The following is a 22,958-nucleotide window of genomic DNA, read 5'->3' on the forward strand; positions in this document are numbered from 1 at the left end:
ATCAAGATGCAGGTGAATGATGGTTCTGGCGATAGTATTCCCATTCCTCGACTCGCTTCTCTGAGCTAAGGACACAATACGTGATACGTTGCTCGTTTTCGCTCACTGTTTCTAGCTTTCCACCTTGCTGAACGCAGTAGACTGACGCAGGGTTAGCGATAGAGGTGTAACCTTTTACCTCATATTTGTCCGGTTCAGCAGCACAACCTGCAAGTGTGATGATAGCGGTTAATATCAGACCCCAAGTGACTTCCTTCATTTTATTTTCCCATCATAATCAGTTAGTGGCGCACTTAGTTTAGAAGAGTAGATAAAAAACATTGCCTTAAGTTTGTTAAAAGATCGAAGGTGTCTAAAATTAAAAATGTACTCATAGCGCCTATCTATGAAACGACTGTTGAAGTAACAGTACCAGTTATTCAGATGAAGTACTTTGTGCTGTTAAAAGATAAGGATATTAAGATGTCGAAACAGAAACATCGTTTAGTGACACGAAGTGATTTTGACGGACTAGTGTGTGCCGTACTTCTTAAGCAACTTGACCTTATTGATGATATTAAGTTTGTTCATCCAAAAGACATGCAAGATGGCATTATAGATATTACCCCTCAAGATATTGTCACGAATCTTCCCTATGTTGAGCAGGCTCACCTTGTGTTTGACCATCACCTGTCGGAAATGATTCGCAATCAAGGAGATCGATCAAATCATATTATTGACCCAAATGCCCCCTCCGCGGCTCGTGTTGTTTGGGAGTACTATGGTGGAGAAGAGACTTTTCCCTCTGACTGGCTAGCAATGATGGAGGCAGTTGATAAAGGTGATTCGGCGCAGTTTAGCCGAGATGAAGTTCTCGACTCAACAGGTTGGAATCTACTTAATTTTTTGATGGATGCTAGAACAGGTTTAGGGCGCTTTAGAAATTTCAGAATTTCAAACTACAACCTGATGATGGATTTGATTGAGTATTGTACTTCTCACTCGATAGAAGAAATCCTTGAGCATCCTGATGTCAAAGAACGTATTGATCTTTATAAAGAGCACGAGAACTTATTCAAAGAGCAGATCCAGCGTTGTGCCACAGTGTATGACAATTTAGTGTTTCTCGATCTTACTGGAGAAGAAACAATCTTCGCTGGTAATCGATTCATGATATATGCCTTATACCCTCAGTGTAATATCTCAATTCATAAAATGTGGGGATTTCAAAAACAGAATATTGTATTTGCTACGGGTAAATCGATATTTGACAGAAGCTCAAAAACGAATGTGGGTGAGCTAATGCTAAAGTATGGCGGGGGTGGACATAAGGCCGCTGGAACTTGCCAGATTGATAATGATAAAGCGGATGCTGTGCAAAAAGAGTTGATTCAAGCGATCACTTCCGATGGATAAATTCATCCCAACCCAAAAGGAGCCCTTGATTTAATGGGGCTCCTTTTTACGTGGTTCAGAAAGTTAAATTGGCATTACTCGGTTGCGGCCGAGCTGCTTCGCTTCATAAAGAAGTTTGTCCGCTCGCTCGATGATTGAGTGTGGCATTTCACCGGGTTGTAATTCAGCAACCCCAAAGGATGCGGTGATATTTCCCACCTGCTTGCCAGAACGACGGTCTTTCACTGATAATTTTTCGATTGAGCGCCGTAAACTCTCTGCAAATTGGCGAGCAATTCTTAGTTGTTTATTTGGCATAATCAAAGCAAATTCTTCACCGCCAAATCGGTAAGCATGAATACCATCCCGACTGCTGATCTGAAGGCGTTTGGCGATGCCTTTGATAACCGCATCGCCAAAAAGATGGCCGTAAGTATCGTTGTAATTTTTGAAGTGGTCGATATCAGTCAGAATTAAACAAATTTTTTGCTCTGAGCGACAGAGGGTATCTAAATCATTATCGAAGGCACGCCGATTGTACAAACTGGTTAATCCATCAAACAGAGCATCCTGTTGGACTTCGGCTAGCTGAGTTTTTAGGTTCTTTATTTCTTTGGTTGCTGTTTCAAGTTGGTTGTTAAGAAAGTTTGTCGAATGGCGAATATCTTTAGATTCCGCAACCAGTTGACGAATTACTTTCATCACTTCATCAATGGACATCGCTTCGTCATCGACTTTTTCTAGGTTCTCAAAGCTTTTATCGATTACCTGAGAAAAGTGAGAGGTATCCGCGAGAGTATCCGTCATGGAGGATGCGACTTGACTCACTAGCACTTCAATGTTTGCGCGCAAGTCGTTTATGTCTGTTTCCGCTCTGCTCGCAACATAATTGTTGTAGAGCATTTCACCAGCTGCGGGGGGCATACTCCGTAATTCTCGATGATGTTTTCAAGCTCACGGTTCATCTGAGGAATGGCATTTTCGACGTAGGTGTACCATAGCGCGTAGTTAGCAGGTGTTGCGGCTACGTGATTTTGCATCATGAGTGGGACAGCTTTTTTTAAATTAGCGGTTGATTTTTTAAAATCGTCGGTCATCTGTTTATTAGCATTCTGCGTTAACTACCAATTAACTTAAGATTAGCGGATTTGTTTCTGAGATGCTTGAGTTAATGGCAATAAAATTCGAATATTTAATAGATTTGATAAGTCGAATTCAGTGAAACTCATCAAACCTAAACTTCCAGTAGGTTAAACTTCTACTTCGATTCGCTCTGTTGGGTTTCCGGACTCAAGCTTGGCAGCACCTCTCAGCATAGCTTTGATTAAATCCCCAGCATTAAACTTTTCAAGGGCTTCATGTGCGCCGACTTGGCGTGCTCTGTCCACACAGATCTCGCTCGATAGTGAGGTATGAAGAATGATGTAAGCGTTACTCAGTTGCTGCTCACTTTGGGTTTCAAAGGCCAACTCGTAACCGTCTAGTCCCGGCATTTCAATATCGCTCACTAATAGCTGAATAGGCTGCCCACGCTCTGCTTCCTCTTTCATCAGTTCAAGTGCTTCAATGCCATTGTTTCGTATTTGATAGGAAATATTAATGCTATCAAGAGCATCAGCGAGTTGTTTTCTTGCAATAGAGGAATCATCGACAAGCAAAATATTTAATGCTTTGAGTCGTTCACGTTCAATATCTGTCAACATTGGAATCTTTGTGGATTCGTACTGTGGGTAGATTTTCGACAGAAGCAGTTCGACATCGAGCATCTGAACGATCTGATCTTCAAAACGAGTGATACCTGTCACAAAGACATTTCGGCCTGCAGATTGGGGAGATGGTTCTATGGAGCGCCAATCACATTCAATGATTTTTTCAATTGACCGCACCATAAAGGCAACGATAGTCCTTAGGCAATCTGTCACAATCAAATAACAAGAGTTATACTCTTCCGGTTGTATAGGTCTGAAGCCAATAGCCGCAGGCATGTTAATCACTGGAATGGTTTTATCTCGAATCGTAACAGTACCAATCACATGGTGGTGCGAGTAGGGAATTTGAGTTGTCGGTTGATACGGGACAATCTCACGAACCTTTAGTGTGCCAATAGCAAAAAGTTGTTCACTTTTAGTCAGAGTGAACATCAACATGCCTTGAGACTGATTTGCTTTACTGATTGTTTTTGCCATAACGGACGTTTCTCAAATATGATACTTTATAAATGTGATGTTAACTGATCTGTGGAGCTATTCAATTAAGATAGGTCAATTAACCCAGACTCTTTGATAATTTTTATGGATACTTTCCTGAGAGATGGTGATCTTGCCGTAAATCGTTAAAATATGCCCTTATAGTTAAGCCCAATAGGTTAAGAGTTTTACATGGCAAATACAGCAGCTGCTTTACACATTTTGGTCAAGCATAAAGAACAGGCTGAAGACATTATCAAACAGCTGAAGAAAGGCGCTAAGTTTCAGACATTGGCGAAGAAGTATTCCACTTGTCCATCAGGCAAAAAAGGTGGGGATTTGGGAGAGTTTCGCCGAGGGCAAATGGTTCCGCAATTCGATAAAGTATGTTTTCAAGGTGAAACGCTCGTTCCTCATTTAGTAAAAACCAAATTCGGATGGCACGTAGTTAAGGTGCTTTATCGAACATAAAAACACCCCGCACTTGCGGGCAATGTAGATCAGATAAGGATCGGTTGACCGATCCTTCTGATGAGAGACAATCGGAAATCTGTTTATAGGTTTCCGATTTTTTATGTCTATTCAACACTTCTTTGCCGACTTCCTTGAAGAAAACCCTGTTGATGTTGCCCAACTCACCACCTTTTCTGAACACATTCCCGATGCGTGGGTAGTTAAAGCAGCCTCACTGTCCGATAAAGCGACTATCCGTCGACGCCGATTACCGAGCGATATGGTGTTGTGGCTGATTGTGGGTATGGCTTTTTTCCGCAATGAACCCATTGCCGAAGTCGCTCGAAGAATGAATGTCTGTGCTGACGGTTTGGCTGATGAAGAGCTATTGGCAAAGAGCGCCTTAACCCAAGCAAGACAACGCTTAGGCAAAGCAGCACCCGAATGGCTGTTTAAGCAATGTGGGAAACGTGGGGGCTTGAGCGATACCCTGATGATGCATGGCAAGGCTTACAAGTTTTTGCTGTCGATGGCGCTCTTTTTAGAACGGCTGACACACCAGAATTGAGGGAACATTTTGGCTCTGGAAATACGTCTAGCAACAGACAAACACCTCATCCAGTATTGAGAGTTGTGACTATGATGAATGTTCGCTCTCATGTCATCGTTGATGCGGCGATAAGCCCGTATCGCCGAGGTGAAATTCCTCTAGCGATGCCTTTCATCAACGCTCTACCAGACAACTCAGTGACGTTACTGGATAAAGGTTTTTATGGTGCAGATTTACTCCTTTCTCTGCAAAACAGTGGAATAAATAGACACTGGCTTCTCCCTGCAAAGAAAGGAGTCAAATATACTCTACTGGATGATAAAGAAAGCAGTGACATGCTTGTGGAGATGAAGGTCTCACCGCAAGCTCGTAAAAAGAATCCTCGTCTTCCAGAAAAATGGACAGTCAGAGCCGTCACTTATGAGGTTCAAGGTAAATCCAAAACGGTGTTTACCTCGCTTCCTAGAGAGCAGTATGACGCTCAATCTGTGGCAGAGCTTTATCATGAAAGATGGGAAATCGAATTAGGTTATCGTGACATCAAGAGCTCAATGCAACACAACGCTTTAGTGTTGAGAAGCAAAACAGTCGAACTCGTCTATCAAGAGCTGTGGGGGTTATTACTTGGTTATAACTTGGTGAGACGAGAGGCTAGTCAAGCTGCCGTTGAACACGGACGCTTACCTAATGAAATCAGCTTTAAGTACGCTTGCCAATTTATAGCCAGCCAGCTCAAAATGATGAGTAAAGCGGTGTCTTTAGGTAACACGCCGAAACGCTTAAAGAGCCTTCGAGGAGATTTATCTGTCCTCTTTATAGACAAACGCCCTAAGCCAAATCGGCCTAGGGCGGTAAAAATATCAAAGACCCGATACCCTGTTAATCGCAACGCAGCTCCTCTTAAGTGAACTACGTTGCGCACTTGCGGGGTGTTTTTCTTGCCGAGTTAGAGCTTAATCCAAGCGTCACTCCAAGCTGAGCCCGTTCCTGGGGCATATGCCCAAGCCGCGCCTGAACACCAACCTGAGTATGGGTAAGGTTTACACTCGTAGTTTTCTCCTACATTAGTCACGCGGTCTCCAGCTTCGTACGGAGTTCCTTCAACATATTGTGGGTACTCGCCAGGGTTACCGTCATCACTCGCTTTTACCAGAATAGATAAGCTGGCCGTATCAGAAGCCTTGCCATCTGAAACCGTGACAGAGACAGTGACATGGGTATCTTGCGTAAACTCAGGAGCGATAAAGCTTGCGTTGTCACCATTTTCAATGAGCGTGACATCAGATGAACTCCACTGATAAGTCAGGTTGTCGCCATCAGCATCGTTGCTGCCAGAAGCATCTAATACAACGTTGTTACCAGCTTCAGCTTGTTCTGGGCCGCTAATGTCAGCAACCGGCGGTGTGTTTTCTGGTTCACTGCCAAACTCAGCTTTAATACTCATGGTGTCATAGGACGTTGCGTTTTCATCATCCATGACGGTTAGTTTGAAGCTGTAAGTCTCATTCGTTCCTGTATCTGGCACTGTCACTGTAGCGATCGCTTTATTTGGGTCGGTTATGCTCAAGTTAGGGCCAGAAACCTGTTCCCATTGATAGGAGGTAATACTCCCATCGTTGTCACGTGAACCAGACCCATCGAGTTGAACGCTTTGAGCCGTGTCAATGACGATGTCATTACCAGCATCGGCAACCGGAGGCTGATTACCTGGCTCTCCACCATCAAGGAGTCCTTGCTGCATGGCATTAAGGATATCGCCATTGTCAGCATCGATTTCCCAAGAGAACAAGCCTGCAAAACCTTGAGATCGTACGTAGGCAGCTTTGGCTTTAACAGAACGTTCGTCATCATAGGTGATCACTTCACTAGTCGCTTCTTTGTAGAGATATGGCGCTTTTGCAGGCTCGTCGTAAAATTCTTCAACGCCCGGTTGGCCAAAGTAATTACTGGCAAGATCTTTATAGTCAATGACACCTGCTTCCCAGCTGCCAGCAATGGGGCCATTACCGACACCAGTGATAGGGTTTGCAGGATCGGACATACTATCGCGAGTAACCCCTTTCCAGCCTCGACCGTACATGGCTGCCCCCAGTACTAACTTACTTGGCGATACGCCTTGTTTAAGTAGCTCTTTAGCTGCATTATCGGTTGTGTATTCAGGGCCGTCGTCCGGCGTTAACGTTCCTTCACACTGGGCTGAAGAGACGTGAGAACCACAATATAGTGCGGCCTGATGACCGAGGTTATTGTCCCATGCTCCATAGAAGTCATATGTCATAACGAAGAGGTAATCCATGTATTGAGTGGCATCAGGGTAATCAACGTCTTCTATTTTGTCCCAGCCTGCGCCAATAGCAGAAGTTAGCTCATAGGTTCGACCTGTCTCTGCAGACAGCTCATCCAACATTTGACGAAGCTCTCTCATCAGTGCAACGTAGGCAGGACCGTCATTTTCTGGGTCACCTAGATCTGGGTTCGCACCGGTTCCGCCTGGGTACTCCCAGTCAATGTCAACGCCATCGTAAAATTTCCATGTCAGAAGAAATTCTTTCACTGAGGCGACGAAGGTATCGCGATTCTTTTTATCGGTGAAGCCAAAGAACGGGTCGGACAATGTCCAGCCACCAATCGAAGGAAGAATTTTTAGGTCTGGGTAACGCTGCTTTAATGCCATCATCTGACCGTAAGTGCCTTTGATAGATGAATCCGCAGTACCCGGCAAGTTTGAACCAAATGCGCCCCATTGGTCATGAACCACAACTTCATAATCCTGAGAATCACCACAAGCCAGTTGCAGGGCTCTTTGCGAGTTCGGGTCGGTTAACGAATCATTAGGGCCACATATTGGAACAAATCCATATATGATATGCGTTAGATTGTCCGCTGGGATGTTATCCACCGTGAACTTGCGGTCATATTGGCTCCATTCGACAAAATAGGTCCCTACAACCGTACCATCTGGCTGTGGGGGAAAAGATTGGTTATTGCCGTCGACGTTCATTTCCAGTGGCGCCATGCCTTTGCCATCAGTATCTGTCACCGAAACAGCGTGGACAGGTGAAGTTGAGCACTCCCCGTTAGCGTCACAAATATTAACGGTCATGTCGTATTGGCCTGCTTTATCTATTTGTACTTGCGTTTCGCCTGAAAAAGCAGAGCCTGTAGGGCCATTGATCGCTTCAGAAAAGATGACCTCATCATTTATGCGAACTTGCCATTCTGTTGCTGGTGTTCCGCTGTTGTACCAAACATCCCATTCTACTGGGAAAGTTACTTGGTCATTTCTTACCACGGTCTTTTTGTAAGATTGCTGGCCTGCTTCTCCGTTAATCTCAACAAATGACTGGCTCTTCACGCTAGTCATATTCCAGTCCAAAGTTGCAGCCGATGGCGCAGCGTATACATCCATGCTAACTGTTCCTAAACTGAGTGCGATAATTGCAGACAATGGTTTTAAAATGCCTTTTTTACCCAACTGACAATTGTATTTTATGCTCATTGCACATTTCCTTTTTATTCAACCCTATGTTGAAACCTGAAAGTAACTTCAATAAGGAACTTATTTTTCAGGCTATCCATTTTCAATTTAGAAGGTTTTTTTAGAGGAGAAAAAAGGCAACTTTTCAAGATGGAACTAGAAGCAGTAATTAATATTATTTCATAAATAATTGCTGGACTTCATAAAGCTTAAATGGAAGGTTAACTTAGTGTTTTTATTCTAAATATCCTCGGCAAAAACGTTAAAAATCGCATGCTTAAAATTAACGTTTTTATCGTCTGTGTTCTTTTGTTTTAAACATGTCAAAAATTTATGCTTATTAAAGAATTAAATTATTAGTAGGGAGTGATTGGATAAGTTTCTTTATCTAGGAGAATATATTTTATCCATAGAAACCTTTATTGAAGAGTCATTAACTGTAAAACATCATAAATGGTACGAGCATTTACTACATGTCATACTGATGGGGAAGTGGCTGAGAATGGACTCTTGGAGAGATGGAAATGAAAAACTCTTGGTTGAGCAGTGCCGTATGCTTAATAAAAAAGCCAGTCACATCGTTCGTAACTGGCTTTTAGAGAGAGTTATGGTTAAAACTATAAATATGTTTTTAACTTATCGACAAGCAACTTAATGTCAGATTTAGAAACGTCTTTATGAGTTACAAAGCGTATTGGGTTTCCTGGTGAAATGGTAATGCCATCTTCACTCAATTTACTTGCAATGGCGTGGATATCGACGTTGTCGTCTAGCTTAGCAAAGACAATATTAGTCTGAACGAAATCAGGGTTGACGTGGAAGCCTTGAAGCTGACTTAATTCTGTCGCCAGAAGCTTCGCGTTAGCGTGGTCAACTTTGAGTTGCTCTACTTGCTCTGTCAATGCCAGTTTGCCTGCCGCAGCAAGAATACCAGCCTGACGCATACCACCGCCGACCATTTTGCGTAATCGGCGAGCCTTAGCGATATAAGCTTTGCTGCCAAGAAGCAATGAGCCAATAGGTGCAGAAAGGCCCTTTGACAGACAGATTGTCATTGAGTCAAAGTGTTTGGCGATCTCTTTTATATCCACATCGAGAGCAACCGCCGCGTTGTAAGCTCTCGCTCCATCAAGGTGGAGTAAAAGGCCGTGTTGATCAACAAACTCACGGGCTTGTGCTAGGTAAGACAATGGAAGCACTTTGCCATTGATGGTGTTTTCTAGGCTTAGTAATTTAGTACGAGCAAAATGGCTATCATCGGGTTTGATTGCGGCTTTTAGTTTATCGAAATCCAGTGTGCCATCTGGGTTGTTTTCGATTGGCTGAGGCTGAATGGACCCAAGCACTGCAGCACCCCCAGCTTCATATTTGTAGTTATGCGCTTGTTGGCCACACAAATACTCATCGCCTCGTTCGCAATGCGCCATTAAACCAAGCAGGTTGGCTTGTGTGCCGGAGGTGGTGAAAAGCGCAGCTTCGAAGCCATGGCGCTCTGCTACCCATGCTTCTAGCGAATTAACGGTCGGGTCGTCACCGTATACGTCATCTCCAACTAACGCGTCGGCCATTGCTTGTCTCATTGCTTGGGTTGGTTTGGTGACGGTATCCGAACGGAAATCCATGCGCTTTTCTCCTATATGTATCCGCATAACTTTGCTTTACTCAAACATGCGATCGTTTTGGCATCGGTGAGCTCTCCATCGATAATCTTTTGTTCGATTTCTTTTACTGATAGAGACACCACTTCAATGACTTCATCTTCATCGCACGCAAATTTTGTCACCTCTGAGAGGCCTTTCGCGACAAATAGGTATTGAATCTCATCGCAGAAGCCTGCCAAAGGTGTGACTTGCCCTAGAGATATCATGGTTTCAGCGCTGTAACCAGTTTCTTCTGCCAGTTCTCTTACTGCACAAAGCTCAATGGGTTCATTAGATTCGAGTGTTCCGGCTGGTAGCTCGAGTAGCCATTTCTTGAGAGAGGGACGATATTGATTAATAAGAACGATATTCCCATTGTTTTCAATTGGCAAAATAACGGCAGCGCCAGGATGAGAAATAGTAGTGTGAGTGATGGTTTTACCATTAGGTAGGGTAGTTTGCTCTTCCTGAAGGGAAATGCCTTTCCATGTATGTAAAATATTCAAAGGTGTATCCATGTCGTCTTAAAGTGACTCATTTTTAATGCGGATTACATTACAGCCAACATATAGTGAATAAAAGGTTAATAAAGAGATTGGCTCAAATTTGAGACACTCTCCCAGTGACTTGTCTCCCAAATTTGCAAACATTGATTTCAACAAGTTACGTCAAAATTGCTTCTGCTATAAAGACGAGTCAAAACTAAAAAATGCACTTGTAACAAAGTGATAACAAATGTATAAAAATATACATACAATAAATTCTGAACGAAGTCAGAGGAGCGCAGAATGATTAGCCCTACCAGAGTCTCCCACTCGCAAAAAGCGTTACTCTCTGAACGAATTAACAAATTAGCGCATGCCTTATCTGATGGGGTCTACGAGCGTGAAGATACCATCAAAATGTGTTTGCTTGCAGCGCTGGCAGGTGAAAGCGTATTTCTCTTAGGTCCACCAGGTATTGCGAAAAGCCTTATTGCTAAACGGCTTATTCAAGCCTTCGACAATTCTTCTTATTTTGAATACTTGATGACTCGCTTTTCAACGCCTGAAGAGGTGTTCGGGCCTCTGAGCATTCAAGAACTGAAAGATAATGGCCGCTATCTTCGTTTGACAGAAGGGTATCTACCAACAGCTCAAGTGGTATTTTTGGATGAAATTTGGAAGGCGGGGCCTGCCATTCTCAACACATTGTTGACGGTAGTAAATGAGAAAACGTTCAAAAATGGCAGTGACGTAGAGCGTGTACCTATGCGCCTTTTGGTTTCGGCTTCCAATGAATTGCCGGATGAAGACAGTGGCCTAGAAGCCCTCTATGACCGAATGTTAGTGCGTATTTTTGTTAATCGAATTCAAAACAAGCAAAACTTTAAGTCGATGTTAACGGTAGGGACGCCTCAAGAAGCGCAGATCCCAGAAGGTTTAGCTATTACCGATGAAGAATACCATCTGTGGCAGTCGGAGCTTGAAAAGTTACAGCTTAGTGATGAAGTGTTCGAAAAGCTCTACGAACTGAAACAGATGTTAGAACAAGCCGCCATGGAAAGTACTGGAGCTGACATCGCAGATACTGACATGTACGTATCGGATCGTCGTTGGAAAAAGGCGGTTAAGTTACTCAAAGCGAGCGCATATTTTAACGGTAGAGATGCGGTCAATCCGCTCGATTTACTGCTTCTACAGGATTGTTTATGGAACAGCCCTGAGTCTCGAGAGGTAGTTCAAAGAGTAGTCAAAGAATTTGCTCTTAAACAAGCTTTTGATCAACAAGAGGTTGAACAGCAGATCAGTCTATGTCGAGAAGAATTGGCTGAAGTTCAGGAAGAGTTAGAGTCTGAATTTGGCATTATGTTATCGATGGAATCGACAACCGGGTTACTCAAAAAACAAATTCATAGTTACGATATTTCGGATGCAAAAACTTACAAAGTAGGCAGTGCTTTCGACTTGGTTAAGTTGGTGCTACTGCAGAGTAATATGTCGGTATCTGAATCCGAGAAAGGCGACAGTCGCTGGGTTTACGTGCCTAAGAATGAGTTGGAGCGAGTCATTAAAGAAGGGAACGGTGATGTCTATGGATACGTGAACCAGAACACCAATATGTGTCGGCTTCGATTTGATATTGATTCTGCGAACAATCTGGTCATTAAAGATATAGCCAACAGGGCTGTGCTGGTGTCGGTCGTGACGAATAAAGGGTTAGATGAAGGCTTATATCAAAGTTGGCTGACAAAATCAGAACAAGCACTCGCTCAGCTTGAACATGCTGAGCATCACTTATTGAAAGTACGCTCTAATTTCCACGGTGCATTACCGCACAGCTTTATTGATCAAGACTTACCTAGGGCGATGGAAGCAAGCCTCCAGCATATTCAACAAGTTCTTGAGTCCACCAAAACTGAATGTGGACGTACGGTTTTACGTTTTAGAAACCTAAACCAGTTCTTCTCTTAAAGGAAAAATAAATGTTAGGAGCCGACGGACTCAATCTCGCGTTAATGATTGCAGACTCAGGGATCATCGACTCTGCAGTGAATGATTTAATGGCGCGATCTCAAGTGATGGCGCTCACCGAAAACAGAGGGGTGAAAACCAAAGTTAAAAACCATCTGTTGAAGTGGCGAGGGAGCGTTAAGAAACGAATTACTCGAGTGTGTGAAACGGAGCGATTTCAGCAAGAGTTGGGACTCTATCAAGAGGTGATTCATTGGGATGAAGCCACGTTTTTTGAAAAGGTTCCTGACGTCATTAAGAAACTGGAATGGCATTCTGCTTTTTATCTTCAAGCTCGTCGACTTATAGAGAAGAATAAAGGGGTAAACAACCCAATGTTTCCTCATTACTTCTGTGACCAGTGGTATCAAAGTCTGTCAGATGCCATCCATCAGGCTCAGGTGAGTGAGCTGGAAGCAAGCAAAGAAAAAGCTCTGAAAGATCTCTATCAGCGTATGGAAACCATGAAGAACATGGATAAAGTCACTGAGGAAGGCGATGAAAACAGTGTTGGGCGTCTGTGGGATATGGCTTCTGCGAAACTGAGTAAAACGGATTTATCAGTAATGAAACGTCATGCCGAGTTTCTGAAAAAGAATCAGGGCTTACAGGAAATTGTTGAAAAGTTAGGGCGAATGGCTGGTCAGGTTGACGATCCGGATTTAAATCGCGCTCCAACTGAAGAATTGCAAATGGTCGAAGAAAAATCGGATGAAGCAACAGATGATATTGTTGGTATCCACGAAAGTGATGACCTCAATAAGTTACTTCCGAACGAGACCATGTTTTTGGCCTACCCAGAGTTAGAGGTGGTTTTTTATAAGCACTTAGTCGACAAGCGGCTTATGAATTATCGTATGCAAGGTAAATCTCGTACTCTGCGTAAAGTGAAAGCGCAGAAGCCGGAGCACAAGCAAGTTGATGTCGAAAAAGGCCCGTTCATCGTTTGTGTTGATGCATCTGGCTCTATGAGCGGGTTCCCAGAGCAATGTGCAAAAGCAATGGCTTATGCGCTCATGCAGATCGCTTTGGCCGAAGATCGTGATTGTTTTGTTATTTTGTTTTCCACAGAACAAATTACCTATGAGCTGACGAGGCAAGATGGTTTGAGGGAAGCGAGTGACTTTCTTACATACAGTTTCCATGGTGGAACGGACTTAGAACCCGTTTTGATCAAGTCTATTGACTTGATGTGTGGTGATAAATACAAAAATGCCGATATGGTGGTGATTTCTGATTTTATCGCCCCCCAACAATCTCCGGAAATCCAAGATAAAGTTACGCAGCTTAAAAAGAGTAAGAACCGATTTCACGCGATCAGTTTGTCAAAATACGGTAACCCTGAGCTTATGTCTATGTTTGATCATAGTTGGGCTTATCATCCCAACCTAGTCGGTAGGATAATGAAGAAGTGGTAACTTTCTCCAATATTTAAACAATCGGCAACGCATTCAGACATTTTCTACACAGACAGGTGTCATTAGATGTTAAGGAAGAGGTGTCACGCTGTTCGACAGAAAAGCACCAGCACGTACTTTTCCCTGCACTGATATCGCATTGAGCGGGTTGCCCACATGAAGGACATAAGTGACTTGTAACGCTTCCCTGAAGAGCTTGTATTACAGTCTCTCTTTCATTATCTGATAGGTTTCTCCAACTGATGATTTCGTCTATAGTTCGATGGCAGCCGTTACAGATCCCACCATTATTTTTGCATGCAGCAATGCAGGGCGTTTTCAAAATAGATATCCAAGCGAAAAAACTGACACAGACTATACCGGAGTCTGCCGACAACAACAAAAATCAGTTGTCATTAATAATGATTCCCACTAATATTTAATGTAAATGATAATCAATATCAAAAGTAATTTGTTCATGATAGCTTTGCTTGCTGTTTCAGTCTTTATCGTCGGGCTTGGAATTAAAATTTATGTTTCTCACCTGCAAATTGTCTTTTGGTTGCTATTTACATTAGGGCTAGCACAGTTTGTTCATAACCTGGCCTTGCATGTATTGGTATCGATGTTCATTGCATCGCCATTCTTAATTAAAATGGACAATAAGCCATTGGCTCGGCAAATCTACATTCTATGTGTCATTGTTCCAAGCATTACACTCATCTCTAAGATTATTTAAACTTAGGCGGTTGATAGAGCAAAGAGGTATCCTGTTTCATGAAAACATTACTGGCTATTAGGCTACCGATACAGATTAACCCAAGCGCGAACCATCCAAGCACGCTTGGCTGCTCGTTAAATACAACTATTGCTAGCAAAGTCGCAATGGCTGGTGTTGCTGCACCAAAAGCGGCGGTACGTTCTGCACCTAGTACAGAGATCGCGTGTAAGTAGGTATAGGCAGCGACTATACCGGCACCTACACCTTGTAAAGTAATATGACCAGCCAGCTCCTTCCAAGGCCACTCTGCAACGTTAGTCTTGAATAAGTAGCTGTCTATGTTGCCGCTGAAAATCAGTGCGGGCAGAGCTAACGTTGATAACAACGAAATGAACCCTGCGGTGATAAGTGGATTAAGGCTCGAAACACGGGCGCAGATAGTAAATGTCGCCCACATCAAACTTCCAATCAAAAACAATAAGTATCCCTTGAGCAGGTGACTATCTGGTTGCCCAAAGCCTTGATAAAGAAACGCCGCTATTCCGCTTACTACCAGTGTTAACCCTAAAATGCGGTGTGAGCTCAAAGGTTGTTTAAATAAAACGACAGCAATTCCGGAAACAAACAATGGCAGCGTTCCTGGAATCAGTGCACTACCATCAGATACGGGAGCAAGCTGCATTCCTGCACCTGCGATAAGCAAGTAGGGCAAGCCACAACCCAAAAACATGCCCATTATGTAGCGCTTTGGTACTCTTTTGATTACGGATTTCGATTTGATAACCAAAGGCAGTAGCACGATAGCGGGGATTAGGAATCGAACTAAGGCGATATCCGCTGTGGTTAGGTCGGAATGTGCTCCGTCACGAAGTGATAAGAAAAAGCCGGACCAGAGTAGTAGTGTGGCGGCCATGGCCAAGTAACCTGAGATCATAACATTAATAATAATTGAATTCGGTGATGATAATTATGGGTCGTTTCTTGCGACCAAATATGGCAAAGTTAACTATTAATAGATTATAGGTTGGCTGAAAACGCTAATCTTTCATTGTTTTAAGCGATAAAGAAGCGTGCTTCATGGACAGAATCGATCAACATATTTTAATGCTGTTACAAAAGGATGCGCGTCAATCGACCGCAGATATAGCCGATAAAGTCGGGCTTTCGCCTTCTCCCTGTGCCAGGAGAATTAAAAGATTGGAAGAAGAAGGGGTGATCGCTAGTTATCGAGCCAGTTTGAGTAAGGCTAAAATCGGAGTAGGGATGACGGTCTTTGTTGAAGTTAGCCTGAGTAACCATCAGGCATCGTCGATAGAGGATTTTGAGCAAGCGGTGCAAGACATGGAGGAGGTTGTCAGTTGCCACGTGGTTTCCGGAGCTTATGATTACCTACTAGAAGTTGTGAGTCATGACTTAGCAGGTTATGAGTCTTTCACACGAAAAATTCAAAGGTTAGAAAATGTGAAAGATATCCACACCCACCTTGCTATCAGACAAGTTAAAGAAGCGAGCCAGCTACCTATATTCAAGTAGTTAGCGGGTTGTCTGCTGATATGTACTTTGGCTGCCTTCGCTTAAATAGTCTGGCTTAGAAAAGAGAGAGACACGATCTCGGCCTAGTCTTTTGGCTTGATAGAGAGCGATATCTGCGCGTTTTACCCAGTCTTCGATGGCTTCAAGGGGTTGGGACTCTGCAATACCTGAGCTGAGGGTGATTTTTACTTTTATGGGGTAATCGCCTTCTTTTATTGATTGATTAATGAGCTCCATCGCGGATTTTGCCGTGTATTGGTCGACTTGAGGGAAGAGCAGCAGGAACTCATCGCCACCCAAGCGAAATAACATGTTCGTACGTTCAGTATGTTGAGTTATTATTTCAACTGCTTTGCTGATGACTTGATCTCCCACATCATGCCCATAGAGATCATTAATGGTTTTAAACTTATCGATATCAATCAATGCGATTGAAGACGTCGTATATAACTGGCGGATGTTCTCTAGTGAACTTTGTAATTGATGTCGGTTATAAGCTCCTGTCATAGGATCTCTCACTGAGAGAAAGCGTAACTCGGCCTGGAGCTTTTTGATGGCTTTAACCACAACATGCACAATAATTGCTGTAGCAAGCAAAGAAAAGGCGTATCGGGAAGTTTCTGATAGTTCTTGATGTGGAAAGAGAGCAATAACACAACCGAGACACATTAGGACATTAGCCATTAAAGCGGTTCTGGTTGGAAGTAAAAAAGCAATGCTGATTACAATTGGGAACACCCAGTAACTTGCAAGTGTTCCAAAAATATTCACCGCCATAATATTTGATATGACCAACAAAGAGAGCGGCACTATATGCCCAAAGAAGCCTGACTTATTGTAGATGATCGCCGTGATTTCGAGCAGCAAAGTGATCTCAAATGCCAGTAGTACGGCACCAAGCATCAGCTCACCTATCAGAAGGTTTTTTATACCGAGTGGCACAAAGAAAATAAGCGTAATTGCAATGATAAGCTTTAAAACGTGTTTCTGCTGTTTGGTATCAAGTAGGGTATTCCTATGACGAGTCGGAAGCGTTTTTTCTTTTATCATGCAACACCCTTGACTGTTTTTACGCCTTTACTAAAAAGTAAGTCTAAAGTGTTGCTAAATCAATTTTACAATAGAAAGTTACTCGGCTTTGGTGATACTGCCGATCTCTAATACCGGTGCTACATCAATATCTTCGGCATTCATCATAGATGAAATGCGTTGTACAGAAGAAAGTAACAAGGACTGTTCCCACTCTTCAAGGTGCTGGAATTTGTTAATGAAGTTTTGCTGTAGAGGCATTGGAGCTTGAGCAAGCACCGCAGAACCTTTTTCAGTTAAGTGCGCATGCACTTTTCGTTTGTCTTGCACACTGCGAACGCGTGTAACCAATTCTTGACGTTCTAAACGGTCTAGAATAGTGGTCGCTGTTGCTTGACTCATGTTGGTATGGTTAGAAAGCTCGCGAATAGTGACTTCACCCAGCTCTCTTATTGAGCGCATCAGAATCAGTTGAGGTCCCGTTAAGCCTGATTCTTTACTTAGCCTTTTCGAGTGCAGATCGATGGCGCGGATAATCTGTCGAATAGAGATAAGAACTTCTTCGTGCTTTTCCAATGTAAATCCTTAGTGAGCGAAGCGTTTGGAGGCGAAAAAATACATGAAAACTCTCGCAAAATGAAGTCTGAAAAGTCATAAATTTCATACTTAACTCTCATATTGATGAGGATGTTGATAGTTATGAGAGTTGACGAGAAATTTTCTAGTGTAAATGTGATGTTCTCAAATGTTTAGAAGTCGAATTTAGTGCCTGTTAATGGATTGTTGATTGTTGTATAAATGATAGACGACTTAATCTTGGTTTGCCGAAAAAGTAGCCGAGTGAGAGTGATTTACTGGAATGTTTTGTATCTCAGCGTACAATAGTGGTGATTTGATCAAGTCTTGATATAGACTAAATTGTTTTTATCACTAACGATTTTCTATCTGAAGACTGGATTAGGGAAGAGTATTTATCCATAGAGAGGAAAGATGACTAAAGGTATTGATAAGTACAGTATCGATAGTACCGATTACACTGTCGGTCAAGATAATGTACAGAAGTGGGGGTTTGACGTTCATAACCCTGTATTTGGAGTAAGTGCCGGATTTATTGGTTTATTCCTATTTGCAGTTCTTGTGATGGACGCTCAATCTGCAAAATCGATGTTGGATGGTTTAAAGTTTCAAATCATCGGAAGCTTTGACTGGTTGTTCATTTGGTCAGGAAATATTTTTGTTATTTTCTGTTTGGCATTAATTGTTAGCCCTCTAGGTAAAATTCGCCTAGGCGGACAAGATGCGACTGCTGATTATTCGTTTATCTCGTGGTTGTCGATGCTCTTTGCGGCCGGTATGGGTATCGGATTGATGTTTTGGAGTGTTGCTGAGCCTGTAGCGTATTTTACAGGTTGGTATGAAACTCCTCTTGGTGTTGAAGCAAATACTGCGGAAGCGGCTAAGCTGGCGATGGGCGCGACGATGTACCACTGGGGTTTGCATCCTTGGGCTATTTACGGTGTGGTTGCTCTGTCTCTGGCATTTTTTGCTTACAACAAAGGTTTGCCACTTTCTATCCGTTCTATTTTCTACCCAATCCTCGGTGACCGTGCCTGGGGCTGGGCTGGGCATGTGGTTGATATTCTGGCAGTATTGGCGACATTGTTTGGTCTTGCAACATCACTAGGTCTAGGGGCTCAACAAGCTGCAAGCGGTATCCATCATGTCTTTGGTCTAGACGCAGGCATGGGACTACAAATTATTGTGATCACGGTTGTAACCTTGCTCGCGGTAGTTTCAGTCGTTCGCGGTATTGATGGAGGCGTCAAGGTCATTAGTAACATCAACATGATCGTTGCTTTCCTGCTGTTGATCTTAGTTGCTCTGATAGGTTATGCCGTAGCATTTGGTAATATTGGAACGACCTTGATGGCTTACGTCGAGAACATCATTCCTCTGAGTAATCCTCATGGCCGCGAAGATGAAGCTTGGTTCCAAGGTTGGACAGTATTCTACTGGGCTTGGTGGATTTCATGGTCACCATTCGTTGGTATGTTCATTGCTCGTGTTTCTAAAGGCCGTACGGTCCGTGAATTCATGACAGCGGTACTATTGGTGCCAACAGTGGTTACGCTACTTTGGATGTCGGTATTTGGTGGCATTGCGATTGACCAAGTTGTAAACAATATTGGTGAGCTTGGTGCTAACGGCCTGACTGATGTTTCATTGGCTATGTTCCAGATGTTTGATGTACTGCCATTTGGCACTGTTTTGTCTATCATTGCTATTATTTTGGTGTTGGTATTCTTCATCACTTCTTCAGATTCTGGTTCACTTGTTATTGATAGCATCACTGCTGGTGGTAAAGTGGATGCACCTGTTCTTCAGCGTGTATTCTGGGCCTTTATGGAAGGAGCTATTGCTGTAGCACTTCTATGGGTTGGTGGTACGGAAGCAGTACAAGCGTTGCAGGCAGGGGCTATTTCAACCGCATTACCTTTCACGTTTGTTCTATTAATGATGTGTGTGAGCCTACTGATGGGGATGCGCACTGAACAATACGATCGTTAATTGCAAGGGATGATACTTCATCCCTTTCGATGATTTAACAAAGGCCTAGCTTTCGAGCTAGGCCTTTTCTAATTGGAGTATGCAAAGTTGTTATTACTATAATGATGCAAGCTTAGTATGGTTTGCTGCTTCAAATAACCGTTGGCTTTGTTTGATAAAGATGACGTTATTGACTTTGAATACATGAGAGTAGTGAACATGGAAATCCGCCTATATGCGACAAAATAGCGAGTTAATGGTGGATATAATCTTCCGAAGAGATTGAAACGAGGGCCAATTGAATTGAGTGGAGCGAGAATAGACAATCCCCGAGAATGATATCTTAGGGGTTGTGTCTTAGAGGTTGTGAAAGGGTCTATGCGTAACGTGCGACTAACATTTCCCAGCTTTTGCGCTGAGATTCAAGCTCTTGCTTCATTTGCTGATAGCGAACTTTAAGTACGGAGTGTTCATACTTTTTGGCTAAATCACACTTTTTACTTTCAAGCATTTCTTTTTTCAGCTCGTAGTAGTCGGACATTTTGTTCATTAGGGCATCAAACTCTTTATTTAACGCCTCATTAAGCAGTGAGGCGTTAGGAAGTTTGCTGACGTTTTTAGATGCTTTGGCTAAGTCTTGCTTTGCCATTGCTTTCTCTATTTTGAGTTTGGGCGTGACACGAAGCTTCTTGGTTAGCCCAAGCCATGAACAAGACTTGATAAGCCACTTTGTTGGATCGTACTGCCACCAGTGAATGCCATTGCGATAATCATTTTCAAAAATATGGTGATAGTTGTGGTAACCCTCGCCAAATGTGAACACTGCGAGTACTGCATTATCTCGTGCCGTGTTCTTATCAGTGTAGGGTTGCGATCCCCAAATGTGTGCCAGAGAGTTGATAAAGAATGTGGAGTGATGGCTTAACACCAGACGTACCACACAAACCATTAGTAACATGCCCCAGATATCCTGATAGAGAACACCTAGTAACAGTGGTACTCCGATATTCATAACAATGGCAAGCAACAGGTAGTGTTTGTGTTGCCACATTACAATTTTGTCTTTTTGTAAGTCTCGACAGTTACTGTAATCAGAATAGGTCGCTGGATTGTAGTGTCTTAGCATCCACCCAATATGTGAGAACCAGAAGCCACGTTTGGCGGAGTATGGATCTTTATCATTGTTGTCGACATGCTTATGGTGGACTCTATGGTCTGAGCTCCAATGTAGAGCACTATTTTGTAAAGCGAACGCACCACCTAAAGCGAAGATTAGTCTTAGCGACCAATGAGCGTCATAGGTTTTGTGGGACCACAAGCGGTGATAGCCCGCGGTGATTGAAAGGTTACAAAAAGAAAAAGTTATCAACAGCCAAAGCCAGTGCTCCACATCATATCCGTACTTGAAGCCATACCAAGGTGCAACAACGGTAGCCACAATAAAACTAGAGAGAAAAAGCATGACATTAAGCCATATCAGCGGTGGCTTTTCCTTTAAAGACATTTCAAATTTCCATTCAGCTAACAGATGTGCGCTAGAATATCAGCGTACATGTGTAAGTCAAATGAAAGTTAGATGTCGTGTGAGTTCAGTGAAGGGTTAATTGTCAGAATTTATAACAATATCATCAATAAAGAAGCTTAAGGGGAATTGAGCTGATTAGCGGGGATTATTCTTAGAATCCTCGTAGTACGATTGGCTTTTAGTTAAATGTTTTATAGTATGAAGAGATAAGCAATCCTTACAGGAAGTAATAAGGAACTACAAATGGAATTAAAAGTAGCTGAATATAGTGACTACGAGCGAATAGCCACTCTGCATACGCAAAGTTGGAAGACATTCTACCAAGGGCTTCTTGCTGATGATTATCTCAAAAATGAAGTTCAGGATGAACGAATGGCTATTTGGCAGACGAGATTGATCAACCCTCCGTTCAACCAACACGTTCTTTTGTTGGAAGAAGGGGGGCTACTCTGTGGCTTTATCTGTGCTTTTGGCAATCATGACTTTGAAAAAGGCACTATCATCGATGCGTTACATATTGATGATAATTATCGTGGTCGTGGTCTAGGCGTGAAGCTTATCGTAGAGATGGCAAAGTGGATTACTCAACATTTTCCGGATAATGGCGTTTATCTTGAAGTCATCAAAGGCAATCAACAAGCAGTAGACTTCTATGAGCGTATTGGTGGTCAGTTGGTTGAGGAGCGTTTATGGAATGCTCCATGTGGTAGCCAGACCCCTGAGCTAGTTTATGCTTGGAAATCTGGCGCTGATTTGCTTGAAAGTATTCAAAGTTACACTCCGACAGAAGTCGTAACAGGTTGAAACACATAAGCCTGTTCTCCTGATAATTCTCGGACAATACCCACAAGATCGTTAGGTATTTTGGCGGCAGCCTGTTTCTCAATTTACCTAGCGGTCTATTCAATGAAAAAAACGTTACTAGTTACGGCACTATCCAGTGCGATACTTCTTTCAGGATGTGGGGAGCAAAATCAGGGACAGAAACACATGCCAGCATCGCTTGTCGTCACGGAGCAAGCATCGGTTATTCCTTATCAGCAAAGCAAATCTTATATCGGGCGAGTCGAAGCGGTAGAAGACACAAATATTACTGCACAAGTTACCGGTTATCTTAAATCCCGTCATTTTGAAGAAGGTCAGATGGTTGAAAAAGGCCAGCTACTCTTCACTATTGAACCTTCTTCATTTGAAGCTCAGGTCGCCAGCGCAAAAGCAGCATTAGCACAAGCTAATGCTGAACTTAAAAAAGCTGAGTTAGACTTTCAACGAGGAAAAAATCTTTTACCCAAAGGCAGCATCTCTCAATCTGAATTCGACAATCTCAATGCCGCGCTATTAGGCGCAAAAGCCCAAGTTGAAGCGGGTAATGCTCAGTTAAATTTAGCCAAGGTTAATTTGTCTTACACGCAGATCCGTGCGCCATTTTCTGGTCGTATCAGTCAAAGCAAGGTCAGTACGGGCGATTTGGTTTCGCCTCAGTCAGGTATTCTAACCACACTAGTCAGTTTAGACCCAGTGCATACTCGTTTTAGCATCAGTGAGCGAGAGCGTTTAGCAATGGGTATAGACCGTATGAAAGGTGGCGGTTCTGCTGATGTGGTTGAAGTGCAAGTTGTATTAGAGAATGGTCAGCATTTTGAACATTTGGGTCAGCTAGATTTCCTTGGCAATCGCATTGATTTAAACACGGGCACTATCGCTATGCGTGCTCAAGTCCCTAACCCAGATTATCGTCTCCTACCTGGCCAGCATATCCGTGTTGAGCTTAGAGAAAAGCAACCGACAGATGTGGTTGTGGTTCCACGCCGAGCGGTGCAAGCCGACTTGGAAGGAAACTTTGTTATGGTAGTAGCTGAAGGCAATATTGCTGAGCGCCGTAATGTTGAGCTGGGTCGCCAACTAGAAGAGGGTATTATCGTGACCAGTGGGGTGAATATAGGGGATCAAGTGATCACTCAGGGCTTACAGCGAGTTCGTAATGGTGCTCCTGTGCGCATAAATGAAAACACAGACGTTGAGTAGAGGAGCTG

The 22,958-nt window shown here is 43.1% G+C and carries 19 protein-coding genes and 2 pseudogenes; 10 read left to right on the top strand and 11 right to left on the bottom strand.

The window, feature by feature from the left end; translation table 11 throughout:
* Position 1: 1 nt before the first annotated feature.
* On the bottom strand, positions 2-259 hold the full coding sequence (locus CTT30_RS18440) for a putative hemolysin (protein ID WP_239836233.1): 258 nt from the start codon (positions 257-259) through the stop codon (positions 2-4).
* A gap of 203 nt (positions 260-462) precedes the next feature.
* Between CTT30_RS18440 and CTT30_RS18445 the strand changes: the two genes are divergently transcribed.
* Positions 463-1,395, top strand: a complete 933-nt coding sequence (locus CTT30_RS18445; protein ID WP_252037595.1) for a DHH family phosphoesterase — start codon at positions 463-465, stop codon at positions 1,393-1,395.
* A gap of 63 nt (positions 1,396-1,458) precedes the next feature.
* Here CTT30_RS18445 and CTT30_RS18450 read toward each other — a convergent pair.
* Both CTT30_RS18450 and CTT30_RS18455 read right to left on the bottom strand, forming a co-directional pair.
* A pseudogene (locus CTT30_RS18450) lies at positions 1,459-2,471 on the bottom strand (GGDEF domain-containing protein).
* Positions 2,472-2,624: 153 nt separating this feature from the next.
* A complete protein-coding gene (locus tag CTT30_RS18455) occupies positions 2,625-3,560 on the bottom strand; it encodes a chemotaxis protein (protein WP_252037419.1) in 936 nt (311 codons plus the stop codon).
* 192 nt (positions 3,561-3,752) lie between these two features.
* On the opposite strand from CTT30_RS18455, the gene ppiC reads away from it, so the two are divergent.
* Positions 3,753-4,031 (top strand): peptidylprolyl isomerase PpiC, encoded by a 279-nt coding sequence (gene ppiC, locus CTT30_RS18460; protein WP_239836236.1) that lies wholly within the window; start codon positions 3,753-3,755, stop codon positions 4,029-4,031.
* Between the two features lie 103 nt (positions 4,032-4,134).
* A pseudogene (locus tag CTT30_RS18465) lies at positions 4,135-5,471 on the top strand (IS4 family transposase).
* Positions 5,472-5,509: 38 nt separating this feature from the next.
* On the opposite strand, the gene CTT30_RS18470 reads toward CTT30_RS18465, so the two are convergent.
* On the bottom strand, positions 5,510-8,062 hold the full coding sequence (locus tag CTT30_RS18470; protein WP_252037421.1) for a glycosyl hydrolase family 18 protein: 2,553 nt from the start codon (positions 8,060-8,062) through the stop codon (positions 5,510-5,512).
* Positions 8,063-8,411: 349 nt separating this feature from the next.
* Between CTT30_RS18470 and CTT30_RS18475 the strand changes: the two genes are divergently transcribed.
* Positions 8,412-8,696: a hypothetical protein gene (locus CTT30_RS18475; protein ID WP_252037423.1), complete on the top strand. Its 285-nt coding sequence runs from the start codon at positions 8,412-8,414 to the stop codon at positions 8,694-8,696.
* On the opposite strand, the gene ltaE is transcribed toward CTT30_RS18475, so the two are convergent.
* Positions 8,659-9,663, bottom strand: coding sequence for a low-specificity L-threonine aldolase (ltaE, locus tag CTT30_RS18480; protein ID WP_252037424.1), 1,005 nt, complete (start codon positions 9,661-9,663; stop codon positions 8,659-8,661). The two genes, CTT30_RS18475 and ltaE, sit on opposite strands and share 38 nt — an antisense overlap.
* A gap of 11 nt (positions 9,664-9,674) precedes the next feature.
* A complete protein-coding gene (locus CTT30_RS18485) occupies positions 9,675-10,199 on the bottom strand; it encodes an NUDIX hydrolase (protein ID WP_239864208.1) in 525 nt (174 codons plus the stop codon).
* A gap of 270 nt (positions 10,200-10,469) precedes the next feature.
* On the opposite strand from CTT30_RS18485, the gene CTT30_RS18490 reads away from it, so the two are divergent.
* Positions 10,470-12,134 (top strand): ATPase RavA domain-containing protein, encoded by a 1,665-nt coding sequence (locus tag CTT30_RS18490; RefSeq protein WP_252037426.1) that lies wholly within the window; start codon positions 10,470-10,472, stop codon positions 12,132-12,134.
* An 11-nt stretch (positions 12,135-12,145) separates the two neighbouring features.
* Positions 12,146-13,591, top strand: coding sequence for an ATPase RavA stimulator ViaA (gene viaA, locus CTT30_RS18495; RefSeq protein ID WP_252037428.1), 1,446 nt, complete (start codon positions 12,146-12,148; stop codon positions 13,589-13,591).
* Positions 13,592-13,604: 13 nt separating this feature from the next.
* On the opposite strand, the gene CTT30_RS18500 is transcribed toward viaA, so the two are convergent.
* Positions 13,605-13,913, bottom strand: coding sequence for a cysteine-rich CWC family protein (locus CTT30_RS18500; protein ID WP_252037429.1), 309 nt, complete (start codon positions 13,911-13,913; stop codon positions 13,605-13,607).
* A 388-nt stretch (positions 13,914-14,301) separates the two neighbouring features.
* On the bottom strand, positions 14,302-15,225 hold the full coding sequence (locus tag CTT30_RS18505; RefSeq protein WP_252037431.1) for a DMT family transporter: 924 nt from the start codon (positions 15,223-15,225) through the stop codon (positions 14,302-14,304).
* A gap of 143 nt (positions 15,226-15,368) precedes the next feature.
* Here CTT30_RS18505 and CTT30_RS18510 point away from each other — a divergent pair, with 143 nt between their 5' ends.
* Positions 15,369-15,824, top strand: a complete 456-nt coding sequence (locus tag CTT30_RS18510; RefSeq protein WP_239835191.1) for an Lrp/AsnC family transcriptional regulator — start codon at positions 15,369-15,371, stop codon at positions 15,822-15,824.
* On the opposite strand, the gene CTT30_RS18515 is transcribed toward CTT30_RS18510, so the two are convergent.
* The gene (locus CTT30_RS18515; protein ID WP_252037437.1) at positions 15,825-16,874 is read right to left on the bottom strand and encodes a GGDEF domain-containing protein; all 1,050 of its coding nucleotides are present in this window, start codon (positions 16,872-16,874) and stop codon (positions 15,825-15,827) included.
* A 78-nt stretch (positions 16,875-16,952) separates the two neighbouring features.
* Positions 16,953-17,429: a MarR family winged helix-turn-helix transcriptional regulator gene (locus CTT30_RS18520; protein WP_239835189.1), complete on the bottom strand. Its 477-nt coding sequence runs from the start codon at positions 17,427-17,429 to the stop codon at positions 16,953-16,955.
* Between the two features lie 414 nt (positions 17,430-17,843).
* On the opposite strand from CTT30_RS18520, the gene CTT30_RS18525 reads away from it, so the two are divergent.
* Entirely contained in the window at positions 17,844-19,421 is a 1,578-nt protein-coding gene (locus tag CTT30_RS18525; RefSeq protein ID WP_239835188.1) for a BCCT family transporter, read from the top strand.
* 355 nt (positions 19,422-19,776) lie between these two features.
* On the opposite strand, the gene CTT30_RS18530 is transcribed toward CTT30_RS18525, so the two are convergent.
* Positions 19,777-20,904 (bottom strand): fatty acid desaturase, encoded by a 1,128-nt coding sequence (locus tag CTT30_RS18530; RefSeq protein WP_239835187.1) that lies wholly within the window; start codon positions 20,902-20,904, stop codon positions 19,777-19,779.
* Positions 20,905-21,168: 264 nt separating this feature from the next.
* Here CTT30_RS18530 and CTT30_RS18535 point away from each other — a divergent pair, with 264 nt between their 5' ends.
* Positions 21,169-21,729 (top strand): GNAT family N-acetyltransferase, encoded by a 561-nt coding sequence (locus tag CTT30_RS18535; RefSeq protein ID WP_239835186.1) that lies wholly within the window; start codon positions 21,169-21,171, stop codon positions 21,727-21,729.
* Between the two features lie 102 nt (positions 21,730-21,831).
* On the top strand, positions 21,832-22,950 hold the full coding sequence (locus CTT30_RS18540; protein ID WP_252037439.1) for an efflux RND transporter periplasmic adaptor subunit: 1,119 nt from the start codon (positions 21,832-21,834) through the stop codon (positions 22,948-22,950).
* The last annotated feature ends 8 nt before the right edge of the window (positions 22,951-22,958 follow it).

The sequence above is a fragment of the Vibrio coralliilyticus genome (assembly GCF_024449095.1).
In the GTDB taxonomy this organism is placed as follows: Bacteria; Pseudomonadota; Gammaproteobacteria; order Enterobacterales; family Vibrionaceae; genus Vibrio; species Vibrio coralliilyticus_A.

Excerpts from the sequence above, each read along its gene's own strand:
- CTT30_RS18440 (WP_239836233.1), bottom strand. The coding sequence starts at position 259 with ATGAAGGAAGTCACTTGGGGTCTGATATTAACCGCTATCATCACACTT.
- CTT30_RS18445 (WP_252037595.1), top strand. The coding sequence starts at position 463 with ATGTCGAAACAGAAACATCGTTTAGTGACACGAAGTGATTTTGACGGA.
- CTT30_RS18455 (WP_252037419.1), bottom strand. The coding sequence starts at position 3,560 with ATGGCAAAAACAATCAGTAAAGCAAATCAGTCTCAAGGCATGTTGATG.
- ppiC (WP_239836236.1), top strand. The coding sequence starts at position 3,753 with ATGGCAAATACAGCAGCTGCTTTACACATTTTGGTCAAGCATAAAGAA.
- CTT30_RS18470 (WP_252037421.1), bottom strand. The coding sequence starts at position 8,062 with ATGAGCATAAAATACAATTGTCAGTTGGGTAAAAAAGGCATTTTAAAA.
- ltaE (WP_252037424.1), bottom strand. The coding sequence starts at position 9,663 with ATGGATTTCCGTTCGGATACCGTCACCAAACCAACCCAAGCAATGAGA.
- CTT30_RS18485 (WP_239864208.1), bottom strand. The coding sequence starts at position 10,199 with ATGGATACACCTTTGAATATTTTACATACATGGAAAGGCATTTCCCTT.
- CTT30_RS18490 (WP_252037426.1), top strand. The coding sequence starts at position 10,470 with ATGATTAGCCCTACCAGAGTCTCCCACTCGCAAAAAGCGTTACTCTCT.
- viaA (WP_252037428.1), top strand. The coding sequence starts at position 12,146 with ATGTTAGGAGCCGACGGACTCAATCTCGCGTTAATGATTGCAGACTCA.
- CTT30_RS18505 (WP_252037431.1), bottom strand. The coding sequence starts at position 15,225 with ATGATCTCAGGTTACTTGGCCATGGCCGCCACACTACTACTCTGGTCC.
- CTT30_RS18510 (WP_239835191.1), top strand. The coding sequence starts at position 15,369 with ATGGACAGAATCGATCAACATATTTTAATGCTGTTACAAAAGGATGCG.
- CTT30_RS18515 (WP_252037437.1), bottom strand. The coding sequence starts at position 16,874 with ATGATAAAAGAAAAAACGCTTCCGACTCGTCATAGGAATACCCTACTT.
- CTT30_RS18525 (WP_239835188.1), top strand. The coding sequence starts at position 17,844 with ATGACTAAAGGTATTGATAAGTACAGTATCGATAGTACCGATTACACT.
- CTT30_RS18530 (WP_239835187.1), bottom strand. The coding sequence starts at position 20,904 with ATGTCTTTAAAGGAAAAGCCACCGCTGATATGGCTTAATGTCATGCTT.
- CTT30_RS18535 (WP_239835186.1), top strand. The coding sequence starts at position 21,169 with ATGGAATTAAAAGTAGCTGAATATAGTGACTACGAGCGAATAGCCACT.
- CTT30_RS18540 (WP_252037439.1), top strand. The coding sequence starts at position 21,832 with ATGAAAAAAACGTTACTAGTTACGGCACTATCCAGTGCGATACTTCTT.